This window comes from Bacillus sp. SH7-1 (genome assembly GCF_008042405.1).
In the GTDB taxonomy this organism is placed as follows: Bacteria; Bacillota; Bacilli; order Bacillales; family Bacillaceae_G; genus Bacillus_A; species Bacillus_A thuringiensis_N.
Map to the genome: position 1 here is coordinate 28,227 of NZ_QNUD01000005.1, position 18,547 is coordinate 46,773.

Below are 18,547 nucleotides of genomic sequence, written 5' to 3' on the forward strand. Positions count from 1 at the left end.
AAAATCGTCCCTTATTTGAAGGGGCGATTTTTTTATGTTTTCAACCTTCACGCCAGTAATGAACTTAAAGGAGAGTATGTAGGATATGGGTATTTTACAAGATCTTGAATTTCGCGGTCTAATTAATCAGCAAACAGACGCTGAGGGCCTTGAGCAATTACTAGAAAAAGAAAGCGTTAAATTATACTGTGGTTTCGACCCGACAGCGGATAGCTTACACATCGGTCATATGTTACCAGTATTAATGTTACGTCGTTTCCAATTAGCTGGTCACCAACCAATCGCACTTGTTGGCGGTGGTACTGGTATGATCGGTGACCCAAGTGGTAAAAAAGCAGAGCGTACATTAAATACGAAAGATACAGTTGCTTACTACACTGAAAGTATTAAAAACCAACTTTCAAACTTCTTAGAGTTCGAAAACGTGGACAACCCAGCGACAATGGCTAACAACTATGACTGGCTTGGTAACTTAGATGTCATTTCATTCTTACGCGATATCGGTAAAAACTTCGGTTTAAACTATATGTTAGCAAAAGATACAGTAGCATCTCGTTTAGAGACTGGTATTTCATTTACTGAGTTTAGTTATATGATTTTACAATCATACGACTTCTTAAACTTATACCAACACCATAATTGCCGCTTGCAAATCGGTGGTAGTGATCAATGGGGTAACATTACAGCTGGTCTTGAATTAATCCGTAAATCAGAAGAAGATGCAAAAGCATTCGGTTTAACAATTCCACTTGTTACTAAATCTGACGGTACGAAGTTTGGTAAAACAGAAGGCGGCGCAATTTGGTTAGACCCAGAGAAAACAACTCCTTACGAGTTCTACCAATTCTGGATTAACACAGATGACCGCGACGTTGTTAAATACTTAAAATACTTCACATTCTTATCTCATGAAGAAATTCTTGAGCTTGAGAAACAAGTAGCGGAAGCACCAGAAAAACGTGCAGCACAAAAAGCATTAGGTTCTGAAATGACAAAACTTGTTCACGGCGAAGAAGCATTAGAGCAAGCGATTAAAATTTCAGCTGCATTATTCAGCGGTTCTGTAGCAGAACTGACTGCAAGCGAAATCGAGCAAGGATTCAAAGACGTACCATCTGTAGAACGTACTGCAGAAGATACAGTATTAATCGACTTACTTGTAGAAAGCAAAATCTCTCCATCAAAACGTCAAGCACGTGAAGATGTAACGAATGGTGCAATCTACGTAAACGGTGAGCGTACACAAGCATTAGACTACGTTGTAACAGAAAACGACCGCATCGAAGGTAAATTCACAATCATTCGTCGCGGTAAAAAGAAATATTTCTTAATTCGTTACTAATTAGAAACGAATATAAACAAATAGTACCCCGAATTGTAGGCTGAAAAGTTTATGATTCGGGGTTTTTATGTATGAATTTAGATTACCTTACGAGTTCTTGTAAATAGAATATGAAGAATTAATACGAGCATATAAAGTAAGCTAATTAGCATAACGATAAATGCTGTTGGATAAAATTTTGCTGCATATATAAAGAAATCGATTTGATAAATATCTTGGTAATTTGAAACGGTGCCTTTAAAGTAATTCGTAAATTTAGCGCTATATTTCCATTCATCAGGATTATCTATTAAATTACTCCCCTGATACCAACTCATCAGTGCTGAAGTAATAAATAACATAAATGAACTTCCGAGTTGAACCATTTGGTTTATTGTCAAAACGAATCAACCTCCTATTTTATGGTTATTATAGCGTGCATTCATATTCCTGTAACCTTTTTGTTGTAATCTCCTTTTCGAGTTCATACGGAAATCACATGTAAGCGGTATGATAAATGTATAACAAATAGAAAGGAGTGGTAAAACAAAATGTCACTAGAAGCGCTCATTATTTTTTCTTTGCTAAATGCGGGTCAGCTTGCAGAGAATTCGAAGGTGGATGTACATAAAGAGCAGAAAGATGCTTATGTATATGTTCAGAAAGAGGAAAATAAATAATATTATTTTATATATAAACGAAAAAAGCCAATCTAGAGGATTGGCTTTTTAGAGTGGTAATTTCTATCTTTGTGATTCAATATTTTGTTTCCAAATTTTTTTAATGACCCTTAACCATTGTTAGGGAAAAGGAAAGGGTTTATTTGTTCCAATATATGTAAAGGTATAATGTCTTTACATTATTCATTATATAAGTAGTCTAAGAAATTAACAAAAGTGTTACTGATTACTGCCATTTCATCTAAATCCATTCCCATTAAAGGTATTTCAATTATTTGAGTTTCCTCGCCTTTAAAAAAAAAACCGTAAGCTACATTCCCACCGTCAGAACCAAACAAAGTGACCCCTGGTGCAAATTCTTTTACTTCGTAGCCCTCGTTATGCTGTATTAAAATATCGATGGACCACAATTGTAGATATCCATTTTCACCAATTGCACCTTCTGCTCCGTTCGATTCTAACATAAAAGAAATATAGTCGGTTGGAAAACTTATATTCAATTGAGATTCAATTACAGTGATATTTTCTAATGATGTGGGTTGTTCCAAATCCATATCTTCAATGTATTTATGAAATATATTATCCATGATTTTCTCTATGAACCTTCCTATTAGCACTATTTGCGGCTTTTCTTGCTTGGTTATATATCTAAATGGACCATCAGGTTTCGGACCATTTTCAGGATAACCATGCCAACTAGTGATAGAAAAACTACCGTCTTCTGAAGCCATAACATATTGTGTCGTATTACTTTTCGCTAACGTCTTTGCCGTTTCCAATTCTTTTTTATTAAATTGTTTAAGTAACTTATTATTTTGTAAAGGTAATAACATACCTCAAAAGAGAACTTATCCATATTTAAAATAAAAGGTCACTTCAATCTTTATAATAAAGCGTTCTTCTTTTATTTTTATTCCTCGTCTTCTAAATCGCGTAAGCTAATAAGTAATTCGGTAAAAGACGAACAAGATAAATTGCTTTTTCGATATCTTCTTCTTCGTGTTCCCAAAATACAACAGTTGGTGATTCAGGATTGTTTCGATAATCAAAACATAAATGATTTCCAAATGAGTTTTTACCAAAAGAATATGTTTTATTTGCTAATCGATCTTTTATATCTTCATAAACTTGAATAAATGAATTTCTACTTTCTAAATCAAAAGTTAAAAGCTTACTAAATACATTTTCATCCTGTCCAGGCACATCAAATATTTTAGGTCTCGGATAACCTCCATCGTATTTCTTTACACATGCAATGAAATACGATGGAAATTTAATACCAAAATATTTTTCTGCTTTTTAGATTTCTTCATCTGTAATTGGTGTTTTACTCATAAAGGACCATGTAATATTCTTCATTTTAATACTCTATATTAAAGGAGGGCTGTTTTCAATGCTTCTTCAAGCATTGTATTGAAATCATTATATGTGTTCATCACTGTTCCAGATGGTTTATCAAGTTCTAAATAAGTCCTGTCAGATAAGTTTTTACAAAACCACGCAATATTTGAATCTCCAAAGAAAAGATACTTTTTTTGAAATTCATTTTCATACCAAATCTCATTCGTTTCTATAAAGCCGCAAATTTGTTCATCTTTTTCTGTTTCTAGTAAAGAAGAATCGACTCCATAAAGTACCAGCCCATTAAAATCTAAACCATTTACAGTTTTAAGAAACTCTACGTATTCACGCGGTAAATCAATATTAATTTTCTCTTTTGCATGTTCTCTTAATCTCTGAATTTCAGTATCCGTTGCGGGTGTATTCAATTTATCATTAAAACTTTTCTCTATTTTTTCAATTTCTAAAACTAGATTTTTCCACATATAAAAACCTCTTTCTAAATTTATTTATTCCCCTTTAGGATAGATGTTGTATTTTGGGATAGGCCAGCTTATGTCTACACTATCTCCTGGTTGCAAGCCTTTAGTTAATGTACGTTGTGTATTAGTTATAACTTTATGATATGGATGATTTTGTATTAAAGTTAAATTTTCAAATGTATTTGTTCCTCCATCGTCTAAGGGGAGGTTATGATGTACCTGCCACCCTTTTGGGTTGTTTCCTCTTTTCATCCTTTCTATATCAGCATCTGTTATCCCCGCTTTTTTGAGTTCTTCCAATTTAACAGGGTCATTTACCAATGCATTAAGAAAATCTTTTCTCACACTTCTATCAAATTCCTTCCGAAGTTGTTCAGCTTCTTCTCTAGTTCTCTTAGAATAAGTAATATCTGCAACTTTGACATCATCGAGATGTACATCTTTTCCATATAATTTACCAACAAAAGTGTCTCCATCTGTGTTGCTTTTAGTATATTGATAAGGCGATAGTTTATCCTTAGCTGTTTGATAAGTATCAACAAGGCTAGTTTTTAAAGAATTCCCCCTAACACCAGCATAAGCAAAACGGTTTCCGGTGTTCAACTTAAAATTATTTAATGTATACAATGCATCTCTGTATGCAGGGGCAGTAGTTAGAAGCGATTTTCCTTTTGTAAGACTTGTAACAGCTGATACTTTTCCTGCTTGTCCAACTTTATCCATACCTTTGCTACCAATAAAACCTGTGAGTAGCGAGGTGACCGCATAAGCTGCATAATGTTCTCTACTTTTCATATCCCCATTCCATAATTCATTCATGAATGAATCGGATAGGGCATTCCATGCCACAGGTAGGGTTTCTTTATAATTTACGATTGCATCTTTCATGTTTAACCAGGTCTCTTTATCTCCTAAAGCGACAAATCCGTCCCATGCGTCTACAACCCCATCTACAAACCCAGTAGAAATCCCAGTCCACGCATCATTCAAGTCCTTTTTATTTCTATCCCAAAAGGTCTCTTCTGATTTTGACGGAATTTTGCCACACATTGCACCTTCTTCTAGTGTAACATCTTGATTATCCGCATTGCGGAATTTTTCAGCAATCCTTTTCAATTCTTCTTCCACATTTGTGATTGCATTGATAGAGGTAAATGCTTTTGGCCTTGCATCATTGAACATTTGGACGAAATTTTGATTAGAAGCACCTATCCATTGATAACATAAATAATCAATTTGATTACATAAGTCGTTATGTATGGATTCTAACGCGTTTCTAGTGTTATTTGCACGGTTTGCAACTTCTTCTAGCATTTCGGGTGTTACTTTGATTTGAACCATATAGCCCCTCATTCCCCTAATATTTACCAATATAATTATACCATATAGGCATTTTGCTGTTACAAAGATTTTGGGGAAAATCTAGTATGGCTCTTTATTATGTATTGGATGTAGAAGGAGCCGACGATATTAGATAATTCACTAAATAAAAAAAGTGAACGAGTATGAAAAATATTCGTTCACTTTTATTTTAACCTGTATAAATGTAATTCATAATTTCCGTCAGTACTATCAGGCTTTCTAAACATTTCCTCGAATGGACCAACTTTTTTTGAGAAACCATTTTTTAATGCAAAGTGGCAACCTTCTTCAGTTATAACTTCTTGTAATACTAATCGTTCGAATCCTTTTTCTTTAGCAAATGTTTTAAACCATTCAATAACAATACTGCCTTTACCTTGATTACTTGGGCTAATACTTATAGTAGTAATTGCTAAGTGTGGATCAGGATAAAATTCACTTCTAAGATTAATGGTAACCATAGATTCCTTAGAAGAAATAATTAAAGCATATTTAGAAGAATTTTCAATGAATTCTATTTCATCTTGTACTATTTCTTCTAATAACAATTTTAATGTTTGAAAGTCATGTATATGAAGAGGAATTTTGATGAAGTTTTCTTTCAAAATAAGTAGCTCCTTTTAGCATCTGCTCTTTTGTACTTACCCATTTCTATACACACACCAGCTTTTTTTATTTTTGGCCTAATTATATGTGTTTTATAAAATAAAAAAAGCCCAGGCCCCTTGATAAACAAGGTTCCTAAGGCTTTTAATAATACTCTTTGCAGAGTACCGAGATTAACGAGAGTAGAACTCTACGATTAATGCTTCGTTGATTTCAGCTGCTAACTCAGAACGCTCAGCGTGACGAGTGTAAGTAGCTTCTAATTTATCAGCATCGAAAGTTAAGTATTCTGGTACGAAGTTGTTAACTTCGATCGCTTCTTTAACAACAACAAGGCTGTTAGATTTTTCGCGAACGCTGATAGTTTGACCAGGTTTTACGCGGTAAGATGGGATATCTACGCGAGATCCATCAACTGTGATGTGACCGTGGTTTACTAATTGGCGAGCTGCACGACGAGTGCGAGCTAAGCCCATACGGTAAACTAAGTTGTCAAGACGAGCTTCAAGAAGGATCATGAAGTTTTCGCCGTGCTTACCAGGCATTTTACCTGCTTGGTCAAATGTGCGACGGAATTGACGCTCAGTCATGCCGTACATGTGACGAAGTTTTTGTTTCTCTTGTAATTGTAAACCGTATTCTGAAAGTTTCTTACGTTGGTTAGGACCGTGAGGACCTGGTGCGTAAGGGCGTTTTTCTAATTCTTTTCCTGTGCCGCTTAGAGAGATTCCAAGACGACGAGACAGTTTCCAAGCTGGACCTGTATAACGAGCCATAGTTGACTCCTCCTTTAAAAATGTTTTTATTTACGTAAAATAAAAACAGACGTAATCGATATTTACGGGCATTTTGTTTTCATGTACCTTCGCTCCAGCAGCAGGGAGTTACGAGATACACCTCCGTAGAGGAACAAAATACAAACGATAAACTCACATTACAAGGCTGCCTTTTTATTTTACACAAACGCTATTATATCTTTTACCCAGAGTTTCGTCAAGCGACTCCATTTTTGTTTTATGCATATAAATTTTGGAAATGAACAAGAAGGAATTTAAAACGATATAAAAGAAGAGATAGAAACACAAATAAAACGCTTACATAAAATATGGTAAAAACGTTCATCAAAGCTTTGTTGATGAATATGCGGCAGTAAAAACATAAAAGGGGATGTTTTTATGAAAAAGAAGCATATGGAGACAGCGTTAATTCATCACGGTTATACATCTGAGGAACATAAAGGAAGTTTAACACCACCTTTATTTCAAACGTCTACATTTACATTTGAGACTGCGCAGCAAGGTGAGGCGAGTTTTGCGGGAGAAGATCCATCTTATATTTACTCAAGACTTGGAAATCCAACTGTAAAATTATTTGAAGAACGTATGGCGGTGTTAGAAGGGGGAGAGGAAGCACTTGCTTTCGGATCCGGTATGGCAGCTATCTCAGCAACTTTAATTGGTTTTCTAAAAGCTGGAGATCATATTATTTGTTCAAATGGATTATATGGGTGCACGTACGGTTTTTTAGAAGTGTTAGAGGAAAAATTTATGATTACGCATTCTTTTTGTGATATGGAGGCAGAGGCTGATATTGAAAATAAGATTCGCCCAAATACAAAGCTTATTTTCGTTGAAACACCGATTAACCCGACAATGAAATTAATTGATTTAAAACAAGTGATCCGGGTTGCGAAGCGAAATGGCTTACTTGTCATTGTTGATAATACGTTTTGTTCACCTTATTTACAAAGACCGCTTGAACTCGGCTGTGACGTGGTTGTGCATAGTGCGACAAAATATATTGGTGGTCACGGTGATGTTGTAGCGGGTGTAACAATTTGTAAAACGAAAGCGTTAGCTGAAAAAATTCGCCCGATGCGAAAAGATATCGGCGGTATTATGGCGCCATTTGATGCGTGGTTATTGTTACGCGGATTAAAGACGTTAGCGGTAAGAATGGACCGCCATTGTGATAATGCAGAAAAAATTGTATCGTTCCTAAAAAATCATGATGCGGTAGAAGGTGTTTGGTATCCAGAAGGGGAACTAGCATCTCGCCAAATGAAACGGGGCGGCGGTGTGATTTCTTTTTCGGTAAAAGGCGGGAAAGAAGAGACGCAAGCGTTTATCAATGACCTTCACTTTATTACAATTGCGGTAAGTTTAGGAGATACAGAAACGTTAATTCAGCATCCAGCGACGATGACGCACGCTGCGATTCCAGCTGAGTTAAGACAAGAAATGGGCATTTATGATAATTTAATACGTTTATCCGTCGGTTTAGAATCGTGGGAGGATATCGTTTCTGATTTAGAGCAGGCATTAAAGAAAATATCTACTGTTAGTAATCAATAAAAAAAGAGCTAGCTATCGGTTTTGTACATAATGTACTCAATCGATAACTAGCTCTTTTTCGTTACATATGTTTTAGGAGTGTTTCCACAAACTTTTCTAAATAGCGCTGATCTACTTCGTCAAAACGATTTTTTTCAGGACTATCGATATCAAGTACACCGATGACAGTTCCTTCTTTCACAATCGGTACGACGATTTCTGAATTCGAAGCACTGTCGCAAGCGATATGTCCTGGGAATTGGTGAACGTCTGCTACAAGCTGTGTTGTTTTCGTTTCAGCTGCAACGCCGCAAACGCCTCGTCCAAATGGAATGCGCACGCAAGCAGGCATTCCTTGGAATGGTCCAAGAACAAGCTGATTTCCTTCTGTTACATAAAAGCCAACCCAATTCACACGATCTAAAAATTGGTTTAATAATGCGGACGCATTTGATAAGTTTGCGACTACGTTTGATTCGCCAGTTAATAATGCATCCAGTTGTTTAATTACTGTCTCATATTGCTGCACGCGAGATCCTGCATAACTTTCTTTAGTAAACATGGAAACAGCTCCTTTTTTATCGAGATGTGTAAAATATTAGCAAAATACGATGTATTTCACATGACTTTGTCGATAGAAAATTAAAGGAATTTGTCTTAAAAGTCAAGAAATTTAAACTATAGCTGTTCAGTGAGAGGAAGTGAGCGCATGAAACAGACGAAACAAAAAGTAATTGATGCGGCAATATCGTTGTTTAATACGAAAGGTTATGATGGAACCTCGGTGCGAGACATTGCAAAGCGAGCGGATGTGAATGTAGCGAATATTTCATATTATTTTGCTGGAAAGCAAGGTTTATTAGAACAGCTTATTACTGATTTTTTAGAAGGATATATTCATGTGATTGAAATGTCGTTTGAACAGAGAGAGTATTTGTCGGCTAAAGATGTGATGGTGCAAATGGTGCGCGGAATTTTACGATATCAATTTGAAAATAGGGAACTGACACGTTTTTTCTACCGAGAGCTTTCGCTTGATACGACATTAATTCGTGAAGTGATGACCGTTTATTTTTCTAAAGAAAGATATTATATAGAGCAAATAATTAGACAGGGACAAATGAAGCAAGAGTTTAGAAAGTTATCTTTTACAATGTTTATGACTCAATTAAAAGGCATGATGAATATGCCGTTTTTATATCCGCAATATATATCAGAAGTGTTGCATTCTTTTCCGTCTGAAACATTTTTCTTAGAAATGTACACGAAAGAAATTGAACAATGGATGGAACAAACATTGTGTATAACGAATATGTACTATGAATGGCCAAGAGCTGTTCATATGTGAAAAATCCCCACCTAACGAACTGAGGTGGGGATTTTTGTGTTTTCTTTTCTTTGCCATAAATTGTTGCATAATAGCGCGATAATTGTTAATGAGGCTCCGGCAACTTCAATTTTGTCGACTGTATAACCTCGAAAGATGGAACCGATAAGTGCAAGTACAGGAACTAAATTCATAAATAATATGCCGTTAATAGATGAAATATAGCGATTTCCTGTGTTCCAGCAAAATACAGCGATAACCCCTGCAATAATCGACATATACAAGAGTTCAAAACGAACGCTCATAATTGTAGATAGTGACGGTACAGTAACGACGTTTGTGTAAGTGAAAAAAGTGACAATAACGATGAGTGAAATTGAACCGAATAAACAAGTTAAAGTCGTATATCGAAGTGGTGACCAAGATTGAAAGCGAGCACCACCATTCGTGTAAATGACCCAGCAAGTAACGCCGCATAACATAAGTATATTTGTTGAGAGATGACTGGCAGCTCCGAATAATAAGTGAATATTTCCTTTTGAAATGACAAGCATAACACCGATAAGTGCAACGAACATACAAAGGAATGTGTAGTTTTGTGGGCGCTTGTTTTTTGTTATCCACTGCAATAATAAAGCGATGAGTGGCATAAGAGACTGAATCATAGCCGCATGGATGGCTCCAGCAGGTCCGGCAAGTTGTTGGCCATAAAAAATGAGAAAACCATATCCAGCAAAACCGACTGTTCCATAAAAGAATAACGAAAGAGTTCTCTTTTCTAAATGTAGTGAAGTTTTTCCTTCAGTAATGAATAGCAAAATAAGAAAAATAATAGCTGCTGATCCGTATCGGATAGTTGTGAAGAAGAACGGATCGATAAACTGTAAGGCGTTTGCCATTACAGGAAACATAAATCCCCAAGCTGTTACAGCAAGTAAGCATAGGAGGGATCCAAGTAGCATTTGTTTTTTGTTCAAGAGTATCTTTCCCCTCTACATTTCGTTATAGTAAGTTGATGAAATAAGTATAAAGGGTAATTGTTTATAGAAGGAAATACCGATTTTTTATGACAGTTATAACTTTTTGTTAGAGGTGTGTATGATGGATTTAGAGGCAGTACGATCGTTTATTGAAGTAAAGAATACGCGAAGTTTATCAAAGGCGAGTAAGCTTTTACATATTTCCCAACCAGCGCTTAGTAAACAAATTCAAAGGTTAGAAGCGGATTTAGAGGTTATTTTATTAAAGCGTTCCGCGCAAGGAGTCGAATTAACAAGTGCTGGAGAGTTATTTATAACAAGAATGTTACCGGTTTTGGAACACATACATGAAGTGAAAGCTGAGATGAAGAAATTTCAAGAAAAGCGGAACATTTCTATAGGCATATTGCCAAGTTTAGCAGCACATTACATATCAAAATGTAAAGATATATTTGGTGACGGGTTCGAAGTAGAATGGAAAATTGAGCATACGAAAGTACTAATGGGACTCTTTAAAGAACGGAAGATTGAAGCGATGTTCATTGATTCAGTAGTAGAAGGCGCTACGTGTATAAAAGAAATACGAGAAGAAAAAATTGTTTGTGTCGTTTCAAATGATCATCTTTATAAAGAAAAAACGGTAATCCAAATGGAAGATTTGCAAAATGAAAAGTTAATTGTATATCCAGAAATCTGTGATGTAAGGAAAATGATAACGAATATGTTTCAAGGGATAGGTGCGAAACCAATCATTGCATTTGAAACTTCTTATGCAGAACCGATGCTTGCGATGGTCGGAGCTGGACTTGGTATCACGTTACTTCCAGAAATGGCAGTAGAGCAAGCGGTAAAGCAAGGAAATGTGCATGCAATTTCTATTGAACCACCACTTGTGCGCAAAATTTATTTCGCATCTCATATGGAAGAAGGCCTTTTATTGCATTCATTTCATGATGAGAGATAATCCAAACGGAATATTGAGAAAGATTACAATCGCATTGAAAGAAACATGAAATTTTAAAAAAAACTAGGTCAAAAACAAGCCATTACATGGTATGATTAGTACATTGTTAGTTGTTAAATATAGGGGAATTCCCTTTTTATACATAATGCCTTCCATTTCATAAACGGAACGGACAAAAAAAGAGATATAACTAGGAGGCTTTTTTGCATGGATTCTATCCTGACGATCGTTATCATTGTAGTAAGCTCTATTCTAGTGCTGCTCATGATAGAGCTTGTGATAAGAAATCGTTCATATAAAGATATTGAGGCACTGGAGCAGTGGAAGCAAGAAATAAAAGATAAACCTGTGGCAGATGAACTAAAGCGGGTAAAAGATTTAAATATGACGGGTCAAACAGAAGAGCTGTTTGGTAAATGGCGTGAAGAATGGGATGAAATTGTATCAACAACCCTTCCGAAAGCTGACAAAGATTTAGCGCAAGCGCGAAAATTCGCCTCGCAATTCTCCTTCCGAAAAGCAAAGCATGCGATGAATGAATCCATAAGTGGTTTAGATGACGCTGATAATCGTATTACAGACATTTTAAATGAATTACAGCAATTGTTAGAAAGCCATGAAAAAAATAGCTCGGAAATTGAAGAGTTACGTGATACATATCGTAGTATGAAAAAGAGTGTTCTTGCTCATAGACATATGTATGGAGCAGCAGAGCAGAAAATTGAAGAGATGCTAGACGCTGAATCTAATAAATTTAAAAGCTTTGAAGAGGCAACAGATAATGGTGACTATTTAAAAGCGAGAGAAATTGTTATTAGTTTGGAAGAAGGTTTAGCAGATTTAGAAATCATTATTCACCAAATTCCAGATTTATTGGTAGAGTGTCAAGCGACGTTACCAGTTCAGCTGGAAGACTTATTACACGGACATAATGATATGGTAAGACAAGGTTATGTATTAGAGTATTTGGAAATCCCTAAAGAAGTTCGCGATATGACGACACAACTACACACATGTTTAATGGATATACAGGAGCTTCATATAACGGAAGCGTCTGAAAAAGTAGAAAACTTAAAAACTCGTTTAGATGGCTTCTATGATCAACTGGAACAAGAAGTACATGCGAGACATTATGTGGAGCAAAAAACACTTTCTGTTTATGAAGATTTAGAAGAAATTCGCACTGAAACGATTGAAACAAAAGCAGAAACACAACTTGTGAAACAAAGTTATCAGTTACAAGATAAGGACATTGAGTCTCAAAAAGTAATTGAAAAGCAAATGCACATTTTAACGAAACGTTTTGAAATGCTACAATTACGCGTTGCTGAACAAGATATTGCCTTCTCTATTATTCGTGAGGAACTAGAAGAGGTTTATGAGCAATGTGAAACATTGAAAGTACTTCATGCAGAATATAAAGAAATGCTGCAAACGATGCGTAAAGAAGAATTTGAAGCGCGTGAGAAATTACAAGAAATGCGAAATACCATTTTCGAAACGAAACGCTTTATGCAAAAGTCGAATTTGCCAGGTCTTCCAGAGAGTATTATGGAAGATTTAAAAAGAGGACAAATGGCAATGCAAGCTGTATATGATCAATTAGAAGTGAAGCCATTAAATATGAACGCTGTAAATAGCAGTTTAGAAGAAGCGTATACAACTGTTAATGGTGTAGCTGAAATGACAGAAGAGTTAATTGGACAAGCGTATTTAGTTGAAAAATTAATTCAATACGGTAATCGTTACCGTAGTCATGATGAGAGTCTTGCAGAGAGCTTAAATTATGCGGAGAAATTATTCCGTGAATATCAATACGATGCAGCTTTAGAACAAGCGGCTTCTATACTAGAGCAGCTTGAACCTGGCGTTGTTCAAAAAATAGCTGAATATGTAGACAATGAACAAACCCTTTCATAAAGGGTTTGTTTTTTTGTGTAATTTTGAGGGCGATGTTGCTATAATGAATAGCGGAATACAGTAAGGTTATTCGTTTTAAGATAAAGTGAAACTGTAATCAGTGTGGGCATCCTCGCTAATTATTGTCTGTCACAATCGGGATAAAATGGAACCTTTGAGTAGTCTTAGCGTAATTACACGTATTTGTGATATGATTATATGATGTGATAGCGCTGAAAGGGGAAGAACGATGATCTATTTTGATAATAGTGCGACGACGAAGCCATATCCAGAAGCCCTTCAATCGTACGTAACGGTTGCTGGAAAATATTTTGGAAACCCTTCTTCTATTCATTCGCTTGGAGGAGAGGCAGAGCGTCTATTAACACAATCAAGAACGATTGCAGCGCAGCTTCTTCACGTTAAACCTTCTGAAATTATTTTCACATCAGGTGGAACGGAAGGGAATAACCTAGCGATTAAAGGGATAGCGATGAGGAATCGTTCGCGCGGTAAACATATCATTACAACGAATATTGAACACGCGTCTGTGTTTGAAGCATATAAACAATTGGAAGATCTCGGTTTTGATGTAACATATTTACCGGTTAATGAGCATGGTGTTGTATCGGTAGAAGATGTAAAACGAGCACTTCGTGAGGATACAATTCTTGTGTCAATTATTCACGTGAACAACGAGACTGGAGCAATTCAGCCTGTTGCTGAAATTGGAACGTTATTATCGAATTATCCGAAAATAAGATTCCATGTGGACCATGTACAAGGGATAGGAAAAGTACCGCTCGATTTATACGCTTCTCATATTGATCTTTGCTCAATATCTGGACATAAATTCCACAGTGTAAAAGGAACGGGTCTTCTTTATGTACGTGATGGCGTAAGGTTAGATCCAATTTTATCAGGTGGTCAACAAGAGCTTAAGTATCGCTCTGGTACAGAGAACTTACCTGGCATTGTAGCGATGGTGAAAGCACTTCGCATGACAATGGAACAAGTGAAAGAAAAGATAGATCATTTACAAAATTTACAAGCAGAGCTTGTCTGTTTCTTTAAAGAGATGGAAGATGTAACGATCAATACGTCGCTTGCATATGCAGCACCGCACATTTTAAATGTATCATTTGTTGGTTTAAAACCAGAAGTGGTCGTTCATGCTTTAGAAGAACACGGTGTATATGTATCGACGAAGTCTGCTTGTTCTTCAAAAGCAAATGAAGTGAGCAGAGTGTTAGTGTCAATGGGAGTACCGCATGCCGTTGCTGCAAGTGCGATTCGCATTAGTTTGGCACCAGAAAACACGATGGAAGAAGTAAAACAATTTGAAGGTATTGTGAAAGAGACGATGCCAAAATTATATGAAGTGATGAGGTAAAGAAATATGATGACATATGAATATATTTTAGTGCGTTACGGAGAAATGACGACTAAAGGTAAGAACCGTTCTAAATTTGTAAGCACATTAAAAGATAACGTGAAGTTCAAATTAAAAAAGTTCCCAAATATTAAAATCGATGCAACACATGACCGTATGTACATCCAATTAAATGGTGAAGATCATGAAGCGATCTCTGAAAGATTGAAGGATGTATTCGGTATTCATAAGTTTAACTTAGCGATGAAAGTACCATCAGAATTAGAAGATATTAAAAAAGGTGCATTAGCAGCTTTCTTACAAGTAAAAGGCGATGTGAAAACATTTAAAATTACTGTACACCGTTCTTATAAGCATTTCCCAATGAGAACGATGGAATTATTACCTGAGATTGGTGGACACATTCTAGAGAATACAGAAGATATTACAGTAGATGTTCATAATCCAGATGTAAATGTACGTGTAGAAATTCGCAGTGGTTATAGCTACATCATGTGCGATGAGCGTATGGGAGCTGGTGGTCTACCAGTTGGTGTTGGCGGAAAAGTAATGGTACTTCTTTCTGGTGGTATTGATAGCCCAGTAGCAGCTTACTTAACGATGAAACGCGGCGTATCTGTGGAAGCAGTTCACTTCCATAGCCCACCTTTCACAAGTGAGCGCGCGAAACAAAAAGTAATCGATTTAGCACAAGAGCTAACGAAGTACTGTAAACGTGTAACGCTTCACCTTGTTCCATTTACGGAAGTGCAAAAAACGATTAATAAAGAAATTCCATCTAGCTATTCAATGACAGTTATGCGCCGTATGATGATGCGTATTACAGAGCGTATCGCTGAGGAGCGTAATGCACTTGCAATCACGACTGGTGAAAGTCTTGGACAAGTAGCAAGCCAAACATTAGATAGTATGCATACGATTAACGAAGTAACAAACTATCCAGTTATTCGTCCGCTTATTACGATGGATAAATTAGAAATTATTAAAATTGCTGAAGAAATCGGCACATATGAAATTTCAATTCGTCCGTACGAAGATTGCTGTACAGTATTCACACCAGCAAGCCCAGCGACGAAGCCGAAGCGTGAAAAAGCGAATCGTTTTGAAGCGAAATATGATTTCACACCATTAATCGATGAAGCTGTAGCGAACAAAGAAACAATGGTATTGCAAACGGTAGAAGTAGTGGCGGAAGAAGAAAAATTCGAAGAACTTTTCTAAAACCATAAATTACCATATCTAAACCATGTATGAAGTCATGTTATTTATCACACTCTATACTCACAAGGAGGTGATATAACATGGCACGTAGCACAAATAAATTAGCGGTTCCTGGTGCTGAATCAGCATTAGACCAAATGAAATACGAAATCGCTCAAGAGTTTGGTGTTCAACTTGGAGCGGATGCAACATCTCGCGCTAACGGTTCTGTTGGTGGCGAAATCACTAAACGTCTAGTTTCACTAGCTGAGCAACAATTAGGCGGTTACCAAAAATAATCCCATATACGATGGCTTAGAAAGAGCGGGTTCTCCCGCTCTTTCTTTTTGTTGTTTGCATCGTTATACATTCATTTCGACATAGACATAAAAAATTTGTCAAAAGAAGAGGGTTCAAAATAGACAGAAAATTCTTTATTATATAAGGGAGGCATAAAAAAGGAGGATGTTTATGAAGAGAGAGGAATTGTTGGCACCGCCGTCTTATAATTTAGTTTCTGAAATAGAGAAATATACAGGTGATAAAGAGAAGCTTGCTTTAATTTGGCAAGATGATAAAGGGAATAGACGAGAAGTTACATATGCTGAATTAATGCAAGGTGCGAATAAAATTGGAAACGCTTTTATAAAGAGTGGTCTGCAAAAAGGGGACAAGCTCCTCATTATGATGCCGCGTTTAATTGAAGCGTACATGACGTATATCGCTGCGATTAAAGCAGGATTTGTCGTAATTCCGAGTTCGGAAATGTTACGTAAAAAAGATATTGAATATCGAATTGGGCATGGGGAAGTAAAGGCAATTGTAAGTTATGAGCCGTACATTGGCCAGTTTGATGATATAGAAGTGATGGAATCTCTTCAAAAATTCGTTCTGAGCGAGCAGTCAGTAGATGGATGGATTAATTTAAAAACAGCATTAGAAACAGAAAGTGATATGTTAGAAATAGCGAAGACAGATAAAGAGGACATGGTCTTTTTATCTTACACGTCAGGAACGACAGGGAATCCAAAAGGTGTTGTTCATACCCATGCATGGGCATACGCTCATTTACGTACGAGCGCTCCGAATTGGCTCGGAATCGAAGAGAATGATGTTGTGTGGGCAACAGCTAGTCCAGGCTGGCAAAAGTGGATTTGGAGCCCGTTTTTAGCAACTCTAGGATCAGGGGCAACAGGATTTGTATACCACGGTAAGTTTGAACCGAAAACATATTTAAATTTATTAGATGATAATAAGGTGAATGTGCTTTGTTGTACACCGACAGAGTATAGATTAATGGCAAAAGTAGAAAATTTAAGTGAGTACAATTTAGAAGCGTTACATAGCGCTGTATCCGCAGGGGAGCCGTTAAATAGAGAAGTCATTGAAACGTTCCAAAAGCACTTTGATGTTACAGTAAGAGACGGCTATGGGCAAACGGAAAATACATTGCTTGTTGGTGTAATGAAAGGGATGGATATTAGACCAGGATCAATGGGGAAACCAACGCCAGGCAACCATGTTGATATTGTAGATGAGGAAGGTATGCCGGTAAGAGTAGGAGAAGTTGGTGATATTGCAGTTCATATTGAAACACCAGCCCTCTTTAAACAATATTATAAAGACGATGAGCGCACAGCGATGCAATTCCGCGGTGATTATTATATTACCGGTGATAAAGCAAAGAAAGATGAAGATGGCTATTTCTGGTTTGAAGGGCGCGGTGATGATATTATTATTAGCTCTGGTTATACAATCGGGCCGTTTGAAGTAGAAGATGCGCTTGTAAAACATCCTTACGTAAGAGAGTGTGCAGTTGTCGCAAGCCCTGATGAAATTCGCGGAAGCGTCGTGAAGGCATTTATCGTATTAAGAGAGAATATAAAAGAGAACGAAGAAACATTAATCCCAATACTCCAACAACACGTCAAAGAACTCACTGCACCATATAAATACCCTCGTAAAATTGAATTTGTAGATGAACTACCAAAAACGATTTCTGGAAAAATTCGCCGTATTGAACTTAGAAAACAAGAGATGGAGCTGCCTTCAAAATAATTTTGAAAACAGTGAAGGAAATAGTTGAATGAAATGTCAAACAATGATAATATAAAAACGAACACAAGTTCGATTTTATAAATTTAAAAAAGAGGTGTCCGTATGATTTTAGGTATTAATCCGTACTTAGTTTTAGATGGTAGTGGGCAAGAAGCTGTACAGTTTTATAAAGAGGCGTTAGATGCAAAAGTAGAAATCATGCAAACGTTTGGTGATATGCCTGAAAATCCAGAATACCCGGTTCCAGCTGAAGCAAAAGAGCGCGTTTTACATGCTACTTTAAAAGTTGGTAATACGGACCTTATGATTTCGGATACATTCCCAGGTCAAGGGCATGCAATCGGATCTCAAGTAACAATTGCAATTCAAATTAGTAATGCAGAAAAAGCGAAAGAAGTATTCGAAAAGTTACAAGAAGGTGGAGAGGTTATCATGCCACTTCAAGAAACGTTCTGGAGTCCAGCATACGGACAAGTAAAAGATAAATTTAGCATTGAATGGCAAATTACAACGAACCCTACTGAGCAAAAGTAATTTTTAGAAAAGCACCATGTTTTGAAATGGTGCTTTTTTTTATACAATAAAACAAAGGAGATGGGAT

The 18,547-nt window shown here is 36.5% G+C and carries 19 protein-coding genes, 1 pseudogene and 1 other annotated feature (1 of these 21 running past the window's edge); of the genes and pseudogenes, 11 read left to right on the forward strand and 9 right to left on the reverse strand.

Annotated features, from left to right (window positions below; translation table 11 throughout):
• Window positions 1–15, forward strand: a binding site (T-box leader) (it extends 214 nt beyond the left edge of the window).
• Window positions 16–85: 70 nt separating this feature from the next.
• Complete coding sequence (tyrS, locus tag DN390_RS03425) at window positions 86–1,342, forward strand: tyrosine--tRNA ligase (protein ID WP_000512081.1); 1,257 nt, start codon at window positions 86–88, stop codon at window positions 1,340–1,342.
• Between the two features lie 77 nt (window positions 1,343–1,419).
• On the opposite strand, the gene DN390_RS03430 is transcribed toward tyrS, so the two are convergent.
• A complete protein-coding gene (locus DN390_RS03430) occupies window positions 1,420–1,707 on the reverse strand; it encodes a YjdJ family protein (protein WP_255443908.1) in 288 nt (95 codons plus the stop codon).
• A 165-nt stretch (window positions 1,708–1,872) separates the two neighbouring features.
• On the opposite strand from DN390_RS03430, the gene DN390_RS03435 reads away from it, so the two are divergent.
• Window positions 1,873–2,001 (forward strand): hypothetical protein, encoded by a 129-nt coding sequence (locus DN390_RS03435; protein ID WP_000050944.1) that lies wholly within the window; start codon window positions 1,873–1,875, stop codon window positions 1,999–2,001.
• Between the two features lie 179 nt (window positions 2,002–2,180).
• Here DN390_RS03435 and DN390_RS31035 read toward each other — a convergent pair whose 3' ends face one another.
• From DN390_RS31035 to rpsD, 6 genes and pseudogenes are all read right to left on the reverse strand, one after another.
• Entirely contained in the window at window positions 2,181–2,834 is a 654-nt protein-coding gene (locus tag DN390_RS31035; RefSeq protein WP_255443893.1) for an SMI1/KNR4 family protein, read from the reverse strand.
• 77 nt (window positions 2,835–2,911) lie between these two features.
• Window positions 2,912–3,360: pseudogene (locus DN390_RS03450) on the reverse strand (SMI1/KNR4 family protein).
• 14 nt (window positions 3,361–3,374) lie between these two features.
• On the reverse strand, window positions 3,375–3,827 hold the full coding sequence (locus DN390_RS03455; protein ID WP_147806611.1) for a YrhA family protein: 453 nt from the start codon (window positions 3,825–3,827) through the stop codon (window positions 3,375–3,377).
• Window positions 3,828–3,851: 24 nt separating this feature from the next.
• A complete protein-coding gene (locus tag DN390_RS03460; protein ID WP_179955734.1) occupies window positions 3,852–5,165 on the reverse strand; it encodes a WXG100 family type VII secretion target in 1,314 nt (437 codons plus the stop codon).
• 185 nt (window positions 5,166–5,350) lie between these two features.
• Window positions 5,351–5,791 carry a GNAT family N-acetyltransferase gene (locus DN390_RS03465; RefSeq protein WP_147806613.1) on the reverse strand — a complete coding sequence of 147 codons (441 nt, stop codon included), beginning with the start codon at window positions 5,789–5,791 and terminating at the stop codon, window positions 5,351–5,353.
• Window positions 5,792–5,965: 174 nt separating this feature from the next.
• Window positions 5,966–6,568 (reverse strand): 30S ribosomal protein S4, encoded by a 603-nt coding sequence (gene rpsD / locus DN390_RS03470; RefSeq protein ID WP_000135322.1) that lies wholly within the window; start codon window positions 6,566–6,568, stop codon window positions 5,966–5,968.
• 399 nt (window positions 6,569–6,967) lie between these two features.
• On the opposite strand from rpsD, the gene megL reads away from it, so the two are divergent.
• Window positions 6,968–8,146: a methionine gamma-lyase gene (gene megL, locus DN390_RS03475; protein ID WP_147806614.1), complete on the forward strand. Its 1,179-nt coding sequence runs from the start codon at window positions 6,968–6,970 to the stop codon at window positions 8,144–8,146.
• A 61-nt stretch (window positions 8,147–8,207) separates the two neighbouring features.
• On the opposite strand, the gene DN390_RS03480 is transcribed toward megL, so the two are convergent.
• Window positions 8,208–8,687 carry a GAF domain-containing protein gene (locus DN390_RS03480; RefSeq protein WP_060632545.1) on the reverse strand — a complete coding sequence of 160 codons (480 nt, stop codon included), beginning with the start codon at window positions 8,685–8,687 and terminating at the stop codon, window positions 8,208–8,210.
• A 147-nt stretch (window positions 8,688–8,834) separates the two neighbouring features.
• On the opposite strand from DN390_RS03480, the gene refZ reads away from it, so the two are divergent.
• On the forward strand, window positions 8,835–9,473 hold the full coding sequence (gene refZ / locus DN390_RS03485; RefSeq protein ID WP_147806615.1) for a forespore capture DNA-binding protein RefZ: 639 nt from the start codon (window positions 8,835–8,837) through the stop codon (window positions 9,471–9,473).
• Window positions 9,474–9,484: 11 nt separating this feature from the next.
• Here refZ and DN390_RS03490 read toward each other — a convergent pair whose 3' ends face one another.
• On the reverse strand, window positions 9,485–10,429 hold the full coding sequence (locus DN390_RS03490) for a DMT family transporter (protein ID WP_147806616.1): 945 nt from the start codon (window positions 10,427–10,429) through the stop codon (window positions 9,485–9,487).
• A 124-nt stretch (window positions 10,430–10,553) separates the two neighbouring features.
• Between DN390_RS03490 and DN390_RS03495 the strand changes: the two genes are divergently transcribed.
• The 7 genes from DN390_RS03495 (at window position 10,554) to DN390_RS03525 (ending at window position 18,480) form a co-directional block, all read left to right on the forward strand.
• Window positions 10,554–11,396, forward strand: a complete 843-nt coding sequence (locus DN390_RS03495; protein WP_147806767.1) for a LysR family transcriptional regulator — start codon at window positions 10,554–10,556, stop codon at window positions 11,394–11,396.
• Between the two features lie 207 nt (window positions 11,397–11,603).
• Window positions 11,604–13,316: a septation ring formation regulator EzrA gene (gene ezrA, locus DN390_RS03500; protein WP_060632542.1), complete on the forward strand. Its 1,713-nt coding sequence runs from the start codon at window positions 11,604–11,606 to the stop codon at window positions 13,314–13,316.
• 229 nt (window positions 13,317–13,545) lie between these two features.
• Window positions 13,546–14,688, forward strand: coding sequence for a cysteine desulfurase family protein (locus DN390_RS03505; protein ID WP_147806617.1), 1,143 nt, complete (start codon window positions 13,546–13,548; stop codon window positions 14,686–14,688).
• A 6-nt stretch (window positions 14,689–14,694) separates the two neighbouring features.
• Complete coding sequence (thiI, locus tag DN390_RS03510; protein ID WP_060632540.1) at window positions 14,695–15,909, forward strand: tRNA uracil 4-sulfurtransferase ThiI; 1,215 nt, start codon at window positions 14,695–14,697, stop codon at window positions 15,907–15,909.
• Window positions 15,910–15,989: 80 nt separating this feature from the next.
• The gene (locus DN390_RS03515) at window positions 15,990–16,187 is read left to right on the forward strand and encodes an alpha/beta-type small acid-soluble spore protein (RefSeq protein WP_000124491.1); all 198 of its coding nucleotides are present in this window, start codon (window positions 15,990–15,992) and stop codon (window positions 16,185–16,187) included.
• Between the two features lie 172 nt (window positions 16,188–16,359).
• Window positions 16,360–17,946, forward strand: coding sequence for an acyl-CoA synthetase MbcS (mbcS, locus tag DN390_RS03520; RefSeq protein ID WP_147806618.1), 1,587 nt, complete (start codon window positions 16,360–16,362; stop codon window positions 17,944–17,946).
• A gap of 102 nt (window positions 17,947–18,048) precedes the next feature.
• Window positions 18,049–18,480, forward strand: coding sequence for a VOC family protein (locus tag DN390_RS03525; protein ID WP_060632538.1), 432 nt, complete (start codon window positions 18,049–18,051; stop codon window positions 18,478–18,480).
• The last annotated feature ends 67 nt before the right edge of the window (window positions 18,481–18,547 follow it).